Below are 17,794 nucleotides of genomic sequence, written 5' to 3'. Positions count from 1 at the left end.
GTTGATCCTGTCAGTCGCGGGCAGCCGCCCCGTCGATGTCACTGAAGATGCGTTCGATCCGGGCGCGCAGTTCAGGGAAGCGCACCGGCTTGGCAAATACCGGGATGTCATCGGGCAGGCCCATCGACTTGATGGTTGCAGGGTCGAGGCCGCTGATGACGATGATTGCCATATTGCCATAGCGCGGGTCGGCGCGCAGTGTACGTACCATGCGGAAACCATCCATGCCCGGCATGTTCAAGTCGCTGATCAACAGGTCGGGCCGCGCTTCGCCGATCCGGATCAGCGCATCGAAGCCGTCGCGCGCCTTGATCAGCTGGGCGTCGAGGCCCCAGCCCGACATTTCCAGCTCGTACAGGCGCAGGAGCGTTGCGTCGTCATCGGCCATCACGATGCGCCGGCCGGCGGGTGTCGATCTGGTGGCGGGCACCAGTGCAGGTTGACCGCCGGTGACTGCGTGATTGCGCTGCGCGACCAGTCGGTGTACGGAGGTGAGCAGGATACGGCGGTGGCCGCCGGCGGTTTTCCAGGCTTGCAGCACGCCGCTTTCGACCCAGAGTTGCACGGTCCGGTGCGACACGCCAAGCAGGCTCGCCGCCTCCTTGGTCGAGCAGACTTCTGCGGAAGCGGGGTCGGTCGGCGCCGGTGCCGGACTGCTGTGCGATATCATGAAATAGAGTTGTGCAGGTGGTTAAAAGCCTCCCGACCGGGGGGCCGACGATCCACCCCGTTGCGCGTCGCAAGGGCGACAGCGCGCTGGAAACAGCTGGATCAAGCCACCTGGATGCGTAACGAATACACATGGGCAAGTCAACAATCTATCAAATTATCACAAATTACGATAGTGAAACGTGATAACCCGTTTCTGTATTGTAACTTGCGGTCATGAACAACGGCGCACTATTGTACTTTTACCGTCACCGTCACGGTACCACTGGCCCCCGGCGCCAGCGTGCCGGTGATGCCCCATTCGATCTTGCCGTTGGCGCCCACGTCGGGTTTGGCGGCCACCGCGCAGGCCAGGCCGGAGGGCAGCGTGCCGCAGCTGCTGTCGGCGTAGGTCGTGAAGGCCGGTGTGGTGTCTTCGATCTTCAGTTGCGTCAGCGTCGTGGTGCCACTGTTCTGGAACGTGATCGTATACAGGATCGTGCTGCCCGGCGTCGCGTTGGCCTTGTCGACTGCCTTGGTCAGCTTGAAGTCGTCGCAGGTCTGGCAAATGCCCTCGACCGTGACGACGATTTCGCCCAGGCCGATGCCGAGCAGCTTGAGCAGCGGATCGGCCACGCCAGCCAGCACCGGCGCAAGCAGTGGCGTGACCACGCCCTTCACCAGCGTCTTGACGAGCGGTTCGACCGCGCCCTGCAACAGCCCCAGGGCCGGCATGCTGCGGATCTGCAGATTGGTCACCAGGCTGTTGGCCGCATTCGTGATGAAGGTCGTGCTCGAGGTCACGGTGCGCGTCTGCGGGAACGTGCCCGACATCGTCACGCTCGTCGAGAATGGCGCCTGGCCACGCACGATGCTCTTGATGTCGAGCGCAATATCGACCGGCAACAGCCCCAGCGCGGCGGCCCGCAGCGATCCGATCGTGCCGAAGTCGACGTCCGAGTCGAGAATCGCGCGGCTGCGGTTGAAGAACACGCTGTCGTCGATCTTGCCGATGAAGATGTCGGACACGCCCGGCGCCACCTGCAGCGTGACGGCCTTGGTCGCGGCACTCACGGCGGAGAGGCTGCCCTGGCCGCGCGCGACTTCCACGTACACGTCCAGCTTGCCGATGCCGACCGATGCGCTTTGCAGCAGTCCCGTACCGACCAGCGAATCGGTGACCGGCGTCAGCGACACCAGGTCCATCTTGAGCTTGAGGCGGATCGCGGCCGAATGGAAGGTCGAACCGGTCGGCCCGCACACGTACACCGGCGGCTCGATCGCCTGGGCATACAGTTGCAGGCTGTTGACCACGCCGGTCGCGCCCAAGAGGCCACCCGAAATCCCGACCGGCTGCGGCGTGGTCAGCACGTTGCGGCGGTTGTACAGCTGGACCAGTCCGGTGAACATGTCGAGCGCATTGATCGTGCTGGTGCCGAGCGACCCGGTGTCGGCCGTCACCTTGAGCAGGTCGCCCAGGCGCACGGTGCCGCCCACGCCATTGAGTTGCGAGGCCAGGCCGGACAACGCACCGGCCAGCTGCGGCTTGGCCTCGGCCTGCGCCTCGACTGCCAGCGCGTTGGCGATCTGGGCCAGCGTGACGTTGGCACTCAGTGCCTGCGCCGGGGTCGATACGCCCAGGTCGGTCTTGAGCACGTTCAGGAAATTCAGCAGGTTCAGGTTGCCGCCGGCCAGTGCGTTCCAGTCGACCGCATTGAGCGAGGTGCCGGTGCCAAGCATGCCGCCCAGCAGCGGGCCGAGCAGGGCGCTCTTGCCGGTGTCGACGCTGGCCAGGCGCGGGCCGGCGGTGATGCAGGCGCCGGTTACCGTGCAGTCGGCCTTGGCCGGCAGGGCGCCGAGCAGGCAGGCGAGGGCCACGAAGACGCGCAGCCAGGCATGGCGAAGGCGGGACGAGAGCAGTGCGAAAGTCATGTCGGTATCCTTGATTACTTGAGCAGGTCGCCCGTGAGCAGGCCTTGCAGCGTGTTCTCGTCGAACTTCATGCGTACCCGGAAGTACACGCCCTTGGCGGTGGCGTCGGCGCCGGCCAGGTCGCGTTCCTTGAAGCCGAGCAGGTTGTAGCCGGCCGAGACCCACATATTGCGTTGCAGCTGGTAGCCCGCCTCGATGCCGGCGGCGTACTGGCGGCCGCGCGTGTCGCGGTCCATCAGCATCTGCGCGGTGGCGCCGATGTCCCAGTCGGCATTGATCTCGTGGGTCACGCGGCCGGCCACCAGGTGGCTGACCGTGCGGTTCGACAGGCCGCTCGACTGGTCCATCGCCATCTTGGCGGCGTAGCGGGCGCTGACCGTGGTGTCCGTGCGCAGCTGCCAGTTGGCGCCGACCGAGACGGCGTGCACGGCGCGCTTGAGGTCAGCCAGGCCGTCGTCGCGTTCGAGCTTGTACTCGTACTTGGCCAGGCCGTTCACGCCGATCGACTGCAGCGCGCGGTAAGCCACGCCGCTTTGCAGCAGTTCGGTCACGCGCATGGTCTTGCTGGCATTCGAACGGGTGGCGGCCAGCGTGTTCTTGCCCAGGAAGGTCCAGCCGTCGTCGATCTTGTAGGCCAGGCCGAGCGTCGAGAGCAGGCCGTCGCTGTCGGCGCCGTGGCGCAGTTCGAGGCGGGCGTTGCCGGTCCAGGTCGGATGGCGGCTCACTTCGATGGCGCCGGTCAGGGCGATCGCTTCGTTGTTGTTGGCGCCCGAGAGCACCTTGACGCGCTCGAAGCTGGTGTTGGCGCGCACGCCGTCGCCCAGCGTCCACAGATTGCGCAGGCCAAGGGCTGCTTCGGCCTGGCGCTCGCCGGTCACGGTGCCCGCTGGCGAGGTGCCGCCGGCGCGGTATTCCGAGAACACACGGCCGTCGTGCATGTAGTCGGTGTCGACGCCGAATACGGTGGCATGGCGCTGCTGGCCCTGGTTCAGCGCATAGGTTGAACCCAGGCTGCTGATCAGTTCATGGCGGCCGTACACGCGGCTGCCGCCGGCGAAGCGGTAGTCGCCGCCCAGTGCCACCATGCGGCGGCCATTGTCGTGGATATCCTGTTCGCCTTCGACGAACACGCCGGCCTGCGGCAGGCCAGGGATCTGCATGCCCAGCTTGGCGCGCACGCTGGTCAGGTCGGGCTTGGCCACGATGACGCCGGCGCCGCCTTCTTCACGTGAATGGCGCATGCCCACTTCGGCTTGCAGACCATTCTCGAACGCGTAACCGGCGAAGAGCTGCACGCCGTTGCGGGTGGCGTCGGTGGTCAGGTCGGCCGTGTGCAGGCCTTCCAGGCCGACGCTGGTGCGCTCGGTGAAGCGGTAGCGCACATTGGCGCCGCCTTCGGTGCGGCCCTTCGGCAGATTGGCCGATGGATTGTCGAAGTTGGCGTCGGCGCGGCCGAGGAACAGGTGGCTTTCGAGCTTGCCGTCGGTGCGGTTCGCGTCAAAGCGCGCGGCGCGACCCGACAGGCCGGCTTTTTCCATCTGCGCCGCTTCGACGATGACGACGGTTTTTTCGTCCGGCTTGACGCTGGCGTTGACGCTTACCAGGCGGGTCGGAGCGGCCGGGTTGCGGTCTTCAACGGCGCTGGCGCCGAGGTCGACGTGGCTGCCGATCTGGTACTGGGCAGCGACACCGCCGACCAGGAAGCGCGCGCCATTCTGGTCGACTTCGTACGCCAGGCGCAGGCTGACCGGGTTCAGGTTTTCGTCCAGGCTCGGCACCGGGGCGCGCAGCAGGATGCGGCCGCTGAGCGGATCGATGTCGTAGTCGACGTAGCGCACCAGGGCGCGGCGCGACAGGATCACGCCGGTCTGGTCGCGGTCACGCACGATGATTTCGATGCGCTCGCTGTTGATGACCATCAGGCCGCCGCCGGTGAGGAACGGGCCCGAGGTGCCGTTGGCGGCGAATTCTTCGACCATCTGACGGGTGCTGTCGTAGCTGAGGAACGAGTCGACTGTCAGACCATCGAGTTCAGCGTGCTGGCGCAGGCCCGTCAGGTTGCGGTTGTAGGCGCCCAGGTTGCGCGCCGGGGTGACGCCCGGCGGCACGAAGTCGCCGAACATCACGTACGAGCGGTTGCGCTCGGCCTTGACGTACAGGCGGCCGGCCGATTGCGCTTCGAAGCCGCGGCGTGCGTCGTCGCCGTAGGTCGGGTAGAACGCAAACGGGTTGATGTCGCGGAACATCTTCGGTTCGGTGTCCTTGTCCGAGTCGTACGACATGGTCAGCAGCGTATCGGCGCCGATCTGGCCCTTGGCGAACATCGCGGCGCGGGCGCCGGCATTGACGGTCTCGCCCCCGGCCACGTGGCGCAGGCGGTCTTCGAAGCCGTCGAAATCGCGCAGCGGGGTCGCAGTATTGCCGCGGCTGCGGTTCAGGCTGAAGGCGCCTTCGACGACGCCGGCTGCCACCATCGGGCGCAGGGCCGGCAGGAAGCGCAGCGTGTTCTTCGCGCGCAGCAGGCCGCTGGTGGCTTGCAGGCGGGCTTCGCCGGCGTCCGCTGCCGTGCGCAGCGCGAATTCGGCGCTGCCGCCTTCGACGAAGACCTGGTGGCCAGGCTCGCGTGGATCGAGGTCGGGCTGGTCCCACTGGCCGGCGCTGGCGGCCAAAGTGACCGGGGTGCGTTCGGCGATCAGCACGCCATGGGCGTCTTCGAGGCGCACGGCGACCATCACCAGCGAGCGGCCGTCAGCCGGCGCGGATTCGACCAGCGGGGCGACCGACAGGCGCGCCAGGGCGCCCGGCACGATGACGTCGACGACGCTGCTGCCGCGCGGGTTGCCGAAGCTGTCGGTCTCGCGCACTTCAATCAGGTTGTGGCCAGGTTTCAGGGTCACGCCGACATAGTCGCGCAGCTCGAGCGCCTGGGCGGCGACCGTGTCCTGCTTGCCGATATGGCTGTCGTCCACGGCGACGCCATCGACCAGCAGTGTGAAGCTCGAACCGGCGCCGCCCTTGACGCGGATGGTCGGCTGGGCGTGCGGCAGGATCGCGCCGTCGACCAGGCCGACGAAGCCCAGGCGGTTGGTCACGGTGGCCAGGTCCAGCTCGGGCGCGGCTTTTGCTGCGGCCGGGCTTGGGGCGGTCAGCACGGCGGCCGAGGCCAGCACGGCGCGCAGGCGGGCGGCCCGGGCCTTGATCGCCTCGAGCACGTCGGGATTGCAGCCGCTCAGCGCGAAATCGGCGCGCGCCAGTTCGCCGTCCTTGAGGTCGACGAAGCGGCTGCCGGCGTCGCCCGCATTGCGGTTCGACAGCACGGCCAGCCGACCGGCCAGCATCGTGCTCAGGTCGACTTTCGCCACGTGGGTGCGCGGGGCGACGTCGGCGAAGCTGTAGCGGCCATCGGCATCGGTCTGCGAGAAGCTGCCGTCTTCCAGGTAGATGCGAACATCGGGAATGCCCGGCTCGCCCAGGTCGCGCTGGCCATTGACATTGCAGTCGGCGAACACGTCGCCCAGGATGAAGCCCTTGCTGCTGAAGATGCCGGCTTCGACCTTGACCTTGGCCGCGGCCACCGACGAGACGAGGGCCAGCGGGGCGCCGCTGGTGGCCTGGGCGCGGTTGATGCCGTCCCCCTGCAGCGCGCCGCCGCCGATGCGCACGCGGTAGCGCAGCACGCGGTTCGATTTCGCGGCCAGCGTATCGAGGGGAATGCGCAGCGTCGGGCCGCGGTTTTCGAACCGGTCGGTAACGAGCGCGCCATCGATGCGCAGCGTTCCCGGCACGAAACTGAAACCGGCCGGCAGGCGGTCTTCGACCACGACATCCACCAGCGCCTGTTCGGCGGTGTTGTGCACGCGCACCGTGTAATCGAGCACGTCGCCGACTTCGACGATGGCGCGCGACGCGTTCTTTTCCACGTACAGCACGCCCGGGATCGGGTCGAGTGGCACGTCGATCGTGACCACGCCGGAGGTTTCGCTGACCGTGAACTCGCCGCCGAACGAGCCATACAGGTTGGTGGTGCGGCCGGCCGGCAGTTCGCCGATGGCGCGCTTTGACGGGAAGCCGTAGTTCGACGGCGGCGTCACCTGCAGGCGGTACAGGCTCGGTGCCACCAGTGGAAACTGGTACATGCCGCCGCGATCGGTGATGACGGTGCTTGGCGCCGGCGTGACGCCATCCACGCCAAACACGCGGGCCGGTGCACCTGGCGCGCCGCCGTTGCCGGCGCCGCTGATGTCGATCAGGGTCACGGTCGCGCCCGGCAGTGGCAGGTTGCTGCGGCTGTCGTAGACGATGCCGATCGGGTCGACCAGGATCGCGGTCTGGATCATGCCGCTGCCGCAGCCTTCGACGCTGGCCAGCAGGGTGTCGTTCTTCATGACTTCGATGATGCCGTCGGCAGCGTCATCCTCGTGGTCGTCGTCGTCGCGGTAGCTCGCGGCGATGGCGTTGAAGCGGTATTCGCCCGTGTCGGCGCCCGTCTCGCGCGCCGTGAATGCTTGCCGGTCACCGGTCAGTGTGGAGATCAGCGTCACGCTGACCTGCTCGGCAACACTTTTATCGGTGTTGCACTCGGCAGCGTCGACCTGAAGGAACAGGTTGCCGTTGAGTTCGGTGGCGCGCGCCACGCGGCTGTAGGCGGCCGAGGTGAAATAGGTGATCGAATCGGGGCGCACGGCGCGCACGGTATTCGATTCAATGGTGATGCTGGTGCCGGCCGCGCCGACGAAGGTCGCGCTGGCACGGTTGTTGATGGCGGCGCCCGCGTCGCAGGACAACCACAGGACAAAGCTCATGCAGAGAAATACGAGGTGTCGGAGGAAGGTCGTCATGGCGCGCGCGGGAGTCTGGGAATTCGAAGGCAGCGCCGCCGGAGCGGCGCTGCGTTGGTTTACGTTGGTCTACTTAGTCGATCTTCACGCCGAAGGCCATCGTGTTCGACTGGCCCGGGGCCAGATTGCCGACAGTCGCCGAGACGCTGCCAACCAGGCCCGCGGCTGGCGCCAGGATCGAACCCAGCAGCGTGTTGGCCGGGGCACCGGCGTGGTAGGTCGTGTTGGCCGGGATCGTGTCGGTCATGACCATTGAGTTGATGACGGTCACGCCCTTGTTGGTACCGACGATCTGGTAGCGGATGCAGGCGCCCGGCACGGCGCCGGCCGTGATCGGTGCATTGCTGAACGCGGTATCGGCGGTGCCATCGCAGTTGGCGTCCAGGGCCTGGGTCTTGACCAGCTCGACGAGCGAATCGGCAGCGGCAACCGTGACGGCTTCGTGGATGCGGTCGGCCACGCCGGTGGTGCCCGAGATGGCGCGGAAATACAGGTCGGTCGTGCCTGGTGCGGTGCCGGCTGGCGGCGTCACTTCGGCCGTCACGCGCACATTGGCGCCGGCGGCGACGGTGGCATTGGTGATGACCGCGCCGTTGGCGTCCTTGAAGACCACGGTCCAGCCCGTTGGCAGGATTTGCGTGCCGAACGTGCCGTCGGTGCTCGCCTGCAGATTGAAGGTGTCGGGGCTGCCGCCGGTGTTGTTCAGGAACAGGACGAACGAGGTCATCGTGCCGGCCGTCGTCGTCTTGGTTTCCACGGCCGCCGCTTCGACGCCGGGGCCTGCGCCCGGTGCGCCGGCCCCGGCCGAGTTGGCGGTGAGGTCGATCACGGCGCCGGCCGAGACGGTGGTGGTGTCGATGCTGGCGGCGGTGACCGCGCCGTTGAAGCCGCTGGTGGCGCGGACGGTCAGCACGTTGGTAGTGCCGTTGGCGGCGCCGGCCGGCAGCGCGGCGACAGCCACGAAGCGGAAGGTGGCGCCGGCAGCCAGCGGGCCGGTGCTGGTGATCGGGATGGCGTTGTCGGCCACGCCGTCACCGTTGGCGTCCGCATAGAACACGACGCCGGTCATGTTCAGCGTGCCGGTATTGGTTTGCGACAGGGCGAAGGTGTCGCTGCCGTTACCGGTGTTGGTCACGCTGTGGGCGTAGGTGACCGAGGTGCCGGCGCCGGCGCTCTTGGCGGTACCGGCCGGCATGGTCAGGCTGGCGACCTGCTGCACGGTCGTGATCACGGTGTTCGACTGGACCGTCTTGGTGCCGGTGGAATCGTTATAGGTGGCGGTGGCCTGGTTGGTGATCTGGGTGCCGGCCGCCGTGGCGGCGTAGGCGCCGTTGGCGGTTGCCAGCAGCGCTGCTGCGGCGACGAGCTTGAGATGGGTTTTCATGGCTGCTTCCTTTTAATGGGACTTGCGTGAGTCAGGATCGAACAGGGTGATCGGTCGTTAAGTTAATAAAATGACAACTATTTGCACAGTGTTGCAGAGCGACGCCGAAACGTCAGGAAATCACAGGGTCAGGAGCGTGCGAGCCTGGCCGACGGCGGGACGGCGACACGCATGCGCGAGGTCACGGTCGCGGCCTTGCCGGGTGCGAGATCGCCCAGGTCCCAGCGCAAAAAACGGTATTGCTCGGGCGGAACCGGCTCGACGGTGCGGCGACCGTTGCGCATCACTTCGCGGGTCAGGGGCAGGGGACTGAACTGCTTGCCATCGAGACTGGCCTGGACCGCTTTCGGGGCGGCGCTGCCGTCGAGGTAGACCATCGCGCCGTCCGGTACCGGCAGTGTCGCTGCTACTCCTTTTGCGATCGACTTGCCGTGGTTCTGGTAGGTGACCTGGTATTCGATGGTGTCGCCAGGATTGGCCTCAATGGCAGGCACCAGCTTTTCGCCGCCCTTGTCCTGGGTGACGACCTGGAAGGCTTGCAGGCGCACATCGACGGCCTGGGCATCGGCAGCAAACACCTTCGTACCGGCCAGCACCGTGATCCAGAACAGCAGGATCATCACGATGCGCATGGACAGGGGATTTGTTTCAGTCAAACGGTGCTGGTTAAAAGTGGTCATGGTTTCGTTTTCACTGGATTGTTGATGTGAGGAATTTTATCGTCTTTGCTGAATTTCTCAAGAAAAATATTTCGTTTTGACTGATTTGGTTGCGCGGAGGGAACATATGGAACACATCATCACGACGTCTAATCGTGTAAAAGATGGGGATTCTCATCTCTAACAGGGCGGCTTGTTGTTGTAAGGCAACGATAAATCACGCAGAATCAATACTCTGACTTTGCTGGATTTACTGTTTGTGTGAAATGACGCATCATGCAGACATGCACCCGTTGCGTCGTAGCCCGCAGCGCCCTTATTCACCTATCTCACTGAATTTATGGAAACGATCTATCTGGAATCGCCTGACGCGCTGCAAGACCTGCGTGCGATCTACTCGGCGCTCGACGGCGCCCAGGCCATCGTCGAATTCGATTTGAATGGCAACATCCTGCGCGCCAACGACAACTTTCTGAGCGTGACGGGTTACACGGACGCCGAGCTGGCGGGGCGTCATCACTCGATGTTCTGCGAGCGCGAGCTGATCGATTCGCCGGCGTATGCCCGTTTCTGGCAAGACCTGGGCGCCGGCAAGTCGGACCGCGCCGAATACAAGCGCATCGCCAAGGGCGGGCGCGAATTCTGGATCAACGCGTCCTACAATCCGGTCAAGGACAGCTCGGGGCGCGTCGCCAAGATCATCAAGTTCGCCACCGACATCACGGCCGAGAAAGTGCGCGCCGCCGAGACGACCGGCCTCGTGTCGGCGATCGGCCGCGCGCAGGCCGTGGTCGAATTCGACATGAGCGGCGTGCTGCTCGACGCCAATGCCAACTTCCTCGACCTGCTCGACTACGCGCTGGAAGACGTGCGCGGCGAGCACCACCGCGTGTTCTGCGACGACGAATACGCCTCGAGCGCGGCCTATCGCCGCTTCTGGGGCAAGCTCAACCGCGGCGAATTCGACGCCGGCCGCTACAAGCGCCACGGCAATAACGGCAAGACCGTGTGGATCCAGGCGACCTACAACCCGATCTTCGACGCCAACGGCAAGCCGGTCAAAGTCGTCAAGTTCGCCACCGACATCACCGCCCAGGTGATGCTCGAAGAAGCTGCCGTCCAGCGCGCCGAAGACGAGCGCCGCAAGGTCGGTCTGCTGCTCGAACAGGTCGCGCGTGCCTCGGCCGGCGACCTGACCGGCACGATCGACACCAGCGGCGCCGAGCCCCTTGACGAACTGGGGCGCGGCGTGATGAAGATGATCGGCGACCTGCGCGGCGTGATCGGCGACGCCGTCTCTGCCGCCGGCAAACTGAATGTCTCGTCGCGCACGATCGCCGAGCGCTCCAACACGGTGGCCGCCAGCGCCCAGGCGCTGGGCGCGACGGTCGAACAGATGAACGCCTCGGTCGATGGCCTGACCGCGTCGATCAACACGATTGCCCGCAGCACGCAGGAAGCCAACAGCCTGGCCCAGTCGACCCGCGACGAAGCGGAAATCGGCGCCAAGGCGATTGCCCGCTCGATCGAAGCGATGGCGATGATCAACCAGTCGTCCGAAGACATCGGCGAGATCGTCAAGGTCATCGGCGAGATCGCCGGCCAGACCAATATGCTGGCCTTCAATGCGGCCATCGAAGCGGCGCGCGCCGGTGAGCACGGCCTGGGCTTCTCGGTCGTGGCCGACGAAGTGCGCAAGCTGGCCGAGCGTTCGTCGCAGGCAACCAAGGAAATCTCGAAGCTGATCAATGAATCGGTGCGCCGCGTGGCGCAGGGCAGCGAAATCTCGCGCCAGGCCAGCGAAGCGTTCGACCGCATCACCAGCGGCGTCGGCAAGACCTCGCTGGCGATCGCCGAGATATCCGACAGCGCCAGCGAGCAGTCGCTGACGGCCAAGGAAGTCTCGGCCGCGATCCTCTACATCGCCCAGGAAACCGAGCGGTCGGCCGGTTCGTGCGACAGCATCGCCCGTTCGACCGAGGGCCTGAACGAGCACGCCACCCACCTGAACAACACTGTCGCCCGCTTCGTGGTCTGAAGCACGAGGAAACGGCCATGGAACTGCGCGACGACCATCTCTCCGCCCTGATCGCCCTGGTGCGCCAGCACACGGGCATCGCGATGAACGAGCACAAGCGCGTGCTGCTGCAGGGGCGCCTGCTCCCGCGCCTGCGCGCGCTGGGCATCGCCTCGTGGGCCGGCTATATCGAGCGCCTGGCCAGCGACCGCACCGAGGTCACGTCGTTCATCGATTCGGTGACCACCAACGACACGGTGTTCTTCCGCACGCCGGCTGTCTGGTCCTGGCTGTCGGAGACATTTCTGCCGGCCTTCGCGGCGCAGGGCCGCGCGGCGCCGCTGCGCATCTGGTCGGCCGCTGCCGCCACCGGCGAAGAAGCCTATTCGCTGGCCATGAGCTGCCTCGAATACCAGGCGCACGCACCCGGCCTGCGTTTCGAGATCCTCGGCACCGACATCTCGCATGCGGCGCTGGCCACGGCGCGCGCCGGCGCCTACCGCGGCCGTAGCGTGGCACGCTTCGAGGCCGATCGTCCGGCCCTGTTTCGCAAGTACCTGGTCGCGCATGGCGACGGCGTGAAAGTCGATCCGGCCGTCGCGCAGCACGTGCGCTTCGACCAGCACAACCTGCTGGGCCGCCCGCCACGGAGCGCCGCGTTCGACCTCGTCATGCTGCGCAATGTGCTGATCTATTTCGACGCCGAGCACCAGCAGCAGGTGCTGGCCGGCGCCCGGGCCGCGATGGGACCAAGCGCCCGCCTGGTCCTGGGCGAACAGGAATCCATCACACGCCTGCAGACCGCGTTCGCGTTCGAGCAGGCCCATGTTTATCGTATCGGCGGAGAACCATCATGAGTATGCAAAGCCTGAGCCAGATGTCGCATGTCTTGTCCGGCCAGATGCAGATCGGCCACGGCCACCAGGTCCTGACCGCGCTGCTGGGCTCCTGCGTCGGGATCGGCATGATCTGGCGCAAGCAGGGCCGCTGCGGCCTGGCGCACTGCTTCCTGCCCGATGGCGTGGAAGCCGGCGAGGGCTCGGCCCGTTACGTGAGCGCCGCGGTGCCGCGCCTGCTGGCGATGATGGGCGTGCGGCGCGAGCAGTACGACGAAGTCGACGTCGTCATCGCCGGCGGCGCACGCATGCTGAACCTGCGCCCGGTGGGCGGCGCGGTCGGTACACGCAATATCGAAGCGGCCCGCTCGCATTTGTCGCTGCGCGGTCTGCAGGTGAGTTTCCAGGACGTGGGCGGCTCGCAGGGCCGGCGCCTGTCGATCGATTGCGATCAGCAGACGTTCAGCGTGGTGCGCATCGCGCGCGAACAGGAGGCGCTGGCGGCATGAATATGGAGACTGCAACGATGACTGATGTCGACGCGGCCGTGACGGCCATCGAACGACAGATGGCCGGGGCTGCGCGCGTGCTGCGCGAAGCAGCCGGCATGGAAGTGATGGGGACGTTCTTCCTGGCCGGGCAGGAGTTCGCACTGCCGGCATTGAACGTGCGCGAAGTGGTGGGCATGCCGGCGCGGATCACGCCGATCCCATTGTCGCCGCGCTGCCTGGAAGGCATCTTCACACTGCGCGGCGCGGCGATTCCGCTGCTGAACCTGGCCCGCATCTTTGACGCGGCCGCACCCGCCGTGACGGGCGAGCAGCGCGTGGTGATCATCGATGTCGACGACATCCAGGTCGGCCTCGTGTTCGACGCCACCGGCGAAGTGCTGCGCGTGCGGCCCGAGCAACGCGCCGGCCTGCACTGGCAACAGGACGCTGCGCGCGGCGTCGTCGCCGGCACGATCACGCTGGCCGATGGCGCGCGCGTACTGCAACTGCTCGACGCCGATGCGCTGGTACGGATCGATAACGTGCCGCAGGTGCGCGCCCATGCCAGCGTGGCGCGCGACGCCTGGCGCATGCGCTTTCTGCGTCAGGCGCAGGGCCGCAAGTGCATCTCGTTTACCGTCGGCGGCCTGCGCTTCGCGCTGGCGATGGAAGCGATCCAGGAAATCATGCGCGTGCCCGACCTGCTGCCATCGGTGATGGTGGGCCGCCTGTGCAAGGGCTGGCTGAACCTGCGTGGTGTGCCGGTCGGCGTGGTCGATTTCGGCGCGTTGCTGGGTTGCGGTCCGTCGCAGTCCGAGCCGCTCGATGCGCGCGTGCTGATCGTGCGCATCGGCGACGAACAACTGGGCCTGCTGGTCGATGCGGTCGATGACATCCGCCCATACTTCGACACCGACATCCTGCCCATCCCGCTGCTGGGCACCGCGCGCGGCGCGATGTACCGCGGCTGCCTGCCCAACGCCGAACTGGGCGACAGCCTGTTCCTGGCCCATGACCATTTATTCTCGGAGTCCGAAGTGAGCGACATCTGCGCCGGCCATCGCCGCCTGTACGCACACGAAGCCGGCGCCGCCTGCGCTGCCCGCAAGATGACCGGCGCGCGCCAGGTGTACCTGGCATTTTCGCTGGACACCGGCTGGGCCGCCGACATCAGCCAGGTGCGTGAGATCGTCGACTTCGACGGCGCCGTCACCCGCCCGCCCGGGATGCCGGCCTGCGTGCACGGCATGCTCCAGGTACGCCAGCAGATGGTGTGCGTGATCGACCTGCGCCTGTTGTACGGCATGGCGCCCTTGGCGGCCGCGCCGGCGACCGATGCCGCGCGCCGCATCCTGGTGCTCGAGCACGACGGCGAGCGGTTCGGCCTGATCGTCGACCGCGTCGACACCATCCTGTCGCTGCCGGACACCCAGCGCCGTCCATCGCCGCAACTGCTGCGCGTGAACGGCCCGCAAGACATGCGCCAGGACAGCGCCGAAGTGCTCGAAGTACCCGGCATCGACGGGCGCGAGGACGTGCTGACGCTGTTCGACAAGGAGAAGTTCATCGTCACGCTGCGCGGGCAGTTGGGCGCAGTGCACTGAGCCACGCTGCCTCGTCATTACGTAGGGTGGACGGCTACGCCGTCCACGCGGTGAACGTTGACTTCAACGTCATCCGGTAAGCAATCAACACCGCGTCAGGCCAGCCGCTCCAGCAACGCCTCCAGCTGCTGCGCATCATACGGCTTGGCCAGAATCGCATCGGCGACGCTGGACGCCTGACTGGCCCCGCTGGCAAACGCGATGCGCGTTTGCGGCAGATGCGCCTTGACCTTCAGGGCCAGTTCGTCCCCTTGCATGTTCGGCAGGTGCAGGTCGGTCAGCACGATGTCGGGCGCCTGGTCCAGCAAGTCCAGCGCGGCTTCGGCATCGGCCGCTTCCAGCACCTCATACCCCAGAAAACGCATCAGTTCAGCCGTGTTCTCACGGATGGCGTCGTCGTCTTCCACCAGCAGCACGCGGGCCTTGGACGTTGCCGGCACTGACGCCGCCGGGGGCAAGGTTGCCGCCAGCAGCGCATTCTTCTGCTGCTGGTTCGACAGCACGTGCCGCACCTTGCGCGCCAGGTTGTCGCGCGTGTACGGCTTGCCGAGCAGTTCGACGCCGGCGTCGAGCCGGCCGCCGTGCACGATCGCGTTCTCGGTATAGCCCGACGTGAACAGCACCGCCACGTTCGGCAGGCGCTCGCGCGTCTTTTTGGCCAGCTCGGGGCTGCGCAGCGGCCCGGGCATCACGACGTCGGTAAACAGCAGGTCGATGTGAATGCCGCTGTCGACCACGGTCAGCGCCGCGCTGGCATCGTTGGCGCGCAGCACGCGGTAACCCAGGTCGGTCAGCATGTCGACCACCGTCAGGCGCACCTGCTCGTCGTCCTCGACCACCAGCACCGTCTCGTGGCCGCCCGTGACCGGCTGCAGCAGCGGTTCTCCCGCGTGATCCTCGACCTGCAGGGAGCGGGGCAGGTAGATCTTGATCGTGGTGCCTTCACCGACCTCGCTGTAGATCTTGACGTGGCCGCCGGATTGCTTGACCAGGCCATACACCATCGACAGGCCCAGGCCCGTGCCTTTGCCTTCGGGCTTGGTCGAGAAGAACGGCTCGAAGGCCTGGTCGATCACGTCCTGCGGCATGCCGCTGCCGGTGTCGCTCACGGCCAGCATCACGTACTGGCCGGGCGCTACTTCCGGGTGCCCCACGCAGTAGGTGTCGTCGAGCGACGCATTGGCCACCTCAAGGGTCAGGCGCCCGGCGCCTTCCATCGCGTCGCGCGCGTTGATCGCCAGGTTCAGGATCGCGTTCTCGAGCTGCGCAGGGTCCACCTCGGTGGTCCAGAGGCCGCCCGAAATCACCATCTCGATGTCGATTTCTTCACCCAGCGCGCGCCGCATCATGTCGTCCATATTCCCCAGCAGGCGGCCGATCTTGACGGCCTTGGGTTCGAGCGGCTGGCGCCGCGCGAACGACAGCAGGGAGCTCGCCAGCTTGGCGCCCCGTTCGACGCCGCTCATGGCGTTCTGGACGCGCTTCTGGATATCCGGCAGGCCGTCGGCGCGGCGCGCGATCAGCTGCAGGTTGCCGCCGATGACCTGCAGCAGGTTGTTGAAGTCATGCGCCACGCCGCCGGTGAGTTTGCCGATCGTTTCCATCTTCTGCGACTGCTGCAGCGCCGCCTCGGTGCGCCGCATCACTTCCAGTTGCGCCAGGTCGGCGCTGATGTCGCGGCCCACGGCGTGCACGTATTGCAGGTCGGGCGACGCGGTCCACGACAGGTTGCACCACGAGCCATTCTTGCGCTGCCAGCGGTTTTCGAAGCGGTACATCTGGCCGCCCGCGCGCAGTGCCTCCATCTGCTGCGCTGTCACGGCGCGGTCGTCGGGATGTACAAGCGCGAGCATCGGCGTGCCCAGCACCTCGGCCTCGGTCCAGCCGAGGATGGCCGTGAAGGCCGGATTGACGGCGAACAGCGTGGCATGCAGGTCCGCCACCAGCATGATGTCCTTCGACAGGCGCCACATGCGGTCGCGTTCGGCCGTGCGGCGTTCGACCCGTTCTTCCAGGCTCGCATTGGACAAGGCCAGTGCGTCGGCGGCGCGCTTCTGGTCTTCGATATCGATGCTGCTGCCGATCCAGAGCGACGCTTCGCCCGCCTCGCCCGGTGAGCGGTGCGCGCGCACCAGGTGCCAGCGGTACTGGCCGTCGTGGCGGCGCAGGCGGATTTCGGTGTCGATCGGCGCGCCCGCTGCCACGCTCGATTCCCAGACGGCGCGGTAGCGCGCCAGGTCATCGGGATGCACGATCGCCTGCCAGCCCAGGCCCAGCGCCTCGTTGGGCGAGGCGCTGCAGCCGGCGTAGTCACGCACGCGGTCGTTGATCCACTCGACACTGACGTCATCACGCGCGGCCCACACATGATTCGGCATGGCCTGCGCAAAGGTGCGAAAGCGCGCTTCGCTCGCGCGCAGCGCGCGCTCGGCCTGCACCCGCTCGGTGACGTCGTTGCCAAGCACGAAGGTCGCGAACACGGCGCCATCGGCGTCACGCAGCGGTTGCAGCACCACGTCGATGAAGGTGCGGGTCGGCCCGTCCTGGTCGGGATTGTTCAGCACCAGTTCGGCGCCTTCGGCACGAAATGCCGTGCCATCGGCGAAACTGCGATCGAGCTGCGCGACGAGGCCGTGCGCGGCCAGCTCGGGCAAGGCCTCCATGACCGTCAGGCCGAGCAGGGGACGGTCGCCCATCAGGATGCGGTAGGCGTCATTGGCCAGCGCGTAGCGGTGCTCGGGGCCATCGAGCAGGCAGATGAAGCCCGGCGCCTGCTCGAACATCGTGTGCAGGCGCGCGCGCTCGGCCTGGATGTGGCGTTCGGCCTTGACCTTGCTGGAAGTCTCGACCACGACCGCCATGACGCCGGCGACGATGCCATCCCCGTCGCGGATCGGGGAATAGTCGAGATTCATCCAGACCTGCTCGGGCGGCCCGCCGCGGTGCAGTGTGAGTTCCTGATCCCGGTAACTGAGCGTGCCGCCCGCCAGGCCGACGCGCATCACGTTGTCGTTGAACGCGGCCACCTCGGGCCAGCCTTCGCGTACTTTCGAGCCCAGCAGCGTCGGGTGGCGCCCGCCCGCGAACACCCGGTAGGCGTCGTTGTAGATCATGTAGCCGTCCGGGCCCCACAGCGTGACGATGGGCGTTGGGGTGGCCATGATCAGCGCGACGGTCGTCTTGAGCACGGTTGGCCAGGCGTCGATGGGGCCGAGATCGGTGCTTTGCCAGGGGTAGGCCAGGACCAAACGCGAGGTTTCGTCGATTTCGGGCAGGAAGGGCAGGCTGGCTGGCATCGTGGGTAGAATGCTAAAAAAGGACGCTGGTATTTTACACTTGTACCGCTGAGCAGTGACGCATCATTACCGATAAGAAATATTTTGGG

Annotated in this window: 10 protein-coding genes; 4 read left to right on the top strand and 6 right to left on the bottom strand. The window is 66.5% G+C overall.

Annotated features, from left to right (window positions below):
- Positions 1-10 precede the first annotated feature (10 nt).
- From HD842_RS08985 to HD842_RS08965, 5 genes are all read right to left on the bottom strand, one after another.
- Positions 11-670: a response regulator gene (locus HD842_RS08985; RefSeq protein WP_183553267.1), complete on the bottom strand. Its 660-nt coding sequence runs from the start codon at positions 668-670 to the stop codon at positions 11-13.
- 230 nt (positions 671-900) lie between these two features.
- A complete protein-coding gene (locus HD842_RS08980; protein ID WP_183553265.1) occupies positions 901-2,580 on the bottom strand; it encodes a DUF11 domain-containing protein in 1,680 nt (559 codons plus the stop codon).
- A gap of 14 nt (positions 2,581-2,594) precedes the next feature.
- Positions 2,595-7,382 carry a DUF11 domain-containing protein gene (locus HD842_RS08975; protein WP_183553263.1) on the bottom strand — a complete coding sequence of 1,596 codons (4,788 nt, stop codon included), beginning with the start codon at positions 7,380-7,382 and terminating at the stop codon, positions 2,595-2,597.
- 109 nt (positions 7,383-7,491) lie between these two features.
- A complete protein-coding gene (locus HD842_RS08970; RefSeq protein WP_183553261.1) occupies positions 7,492-8,802 on the bottom strand; it encodes an NEW3 domain-containing protein in 1,311 nt (436 codons plus the stop codon).
- Positions 8,803-8,930: 128 nt separating this feature from the next.
- Positions 8,931-9,434, bottom strand: coding sequence for a DUF11 domain-containing protein (locus HD842_RS08965; RefSeq protein WP_183553259.1), 504 nt, complete (start codon positions 9,432-9,434; stop codon positions 8,931-8,933).
- Positions 9,435-9,801: 367 nt separating this feature from the next.
- Here HD842_RS08965 and HD842_RS08960 point away from each other — a divergent pair, with 367 nt between their 5' ends.
- From HD842_RS08960 to HD842_RS08945, 4 genes are read left to right on the top strand one after another with little or no spacing between them, the layout of a single operon-like run.
- Positions 9,802-11,499: a methyl-accepting chemotaxis protein gene (locus HD842_RS08960; protein ID WP_183553257.1), complete on the top strand. Its 1,698-nt coding sequence runs from the start codon at positions 9,802-9,804 to the stop codon at positions 11,497-11,499.
- Between the two features lie 17 nt (positions 11,500-11,516).
- A complete protein-coding gene (locus tag HD842_RS08955; protein WP_183553255.1) occupies positions 11,517-12,335 on the top strand; it encodes a CheR family methyltransferase in 819 nt (272 codons plus the stop codon).
- Complete coding sequence (locus HD842_RS08950) at positions 12,332-12,823, top strand: chemotaxis protein CheD (protein WP_183553253.1); 492 nt, start codon at positions 12,332-12,334, stop codon at positions 12,821-12,823. The genes HD842_RS08955 and HD842_RS08950 overlap by 4 nt, the downstream gene beginning before the upstream one ends.
- Before the next feature lie 17 nt (positions 12,824-12,840).
- Positions 12,841-14,409, top strand: coding sequence for a chemotaxis protein CheW (locus HD842_RS08945; protein WP_183553251.1), 1,569 nt, complete (start codon positions 12,841-12,843; stop codon positions 14,407-14,409).
- Between the two features lie 95 nt (positions 14,410-14,504).
- Here the strand turns inward: HD842_RS08945 and HD842_RS08940 are convergent, their stop codons facing one another.
- Positions 14,505-17,705, bottom strand: a complete 3,201-nt coding sequence (locus tag HD842_RS08940) for a hybrid sensor histidine kinase/response regulator (protein ID WP_183553249.1) — start codon at positions 17,703-17,705, stop codon at positions 14,505-14,507.
- Positions 17,706-17,794: the final 89 nt, after the last annotated feature.

It is taken from the genome of Massilia aurea, from assembly GCF_014200505.1.
Taxonomy (GTDB): Bacteria; Pseudomonadota; Gammaproteobacteria; order Burkholderiales; family Burkholderiaceae_D; genus Telluria; species Telluria aurea_B.
Note: the sequence above shows the minus strand (reverse complement) of the source record. Positions and strands in the feature narration are given on the sequence as shown.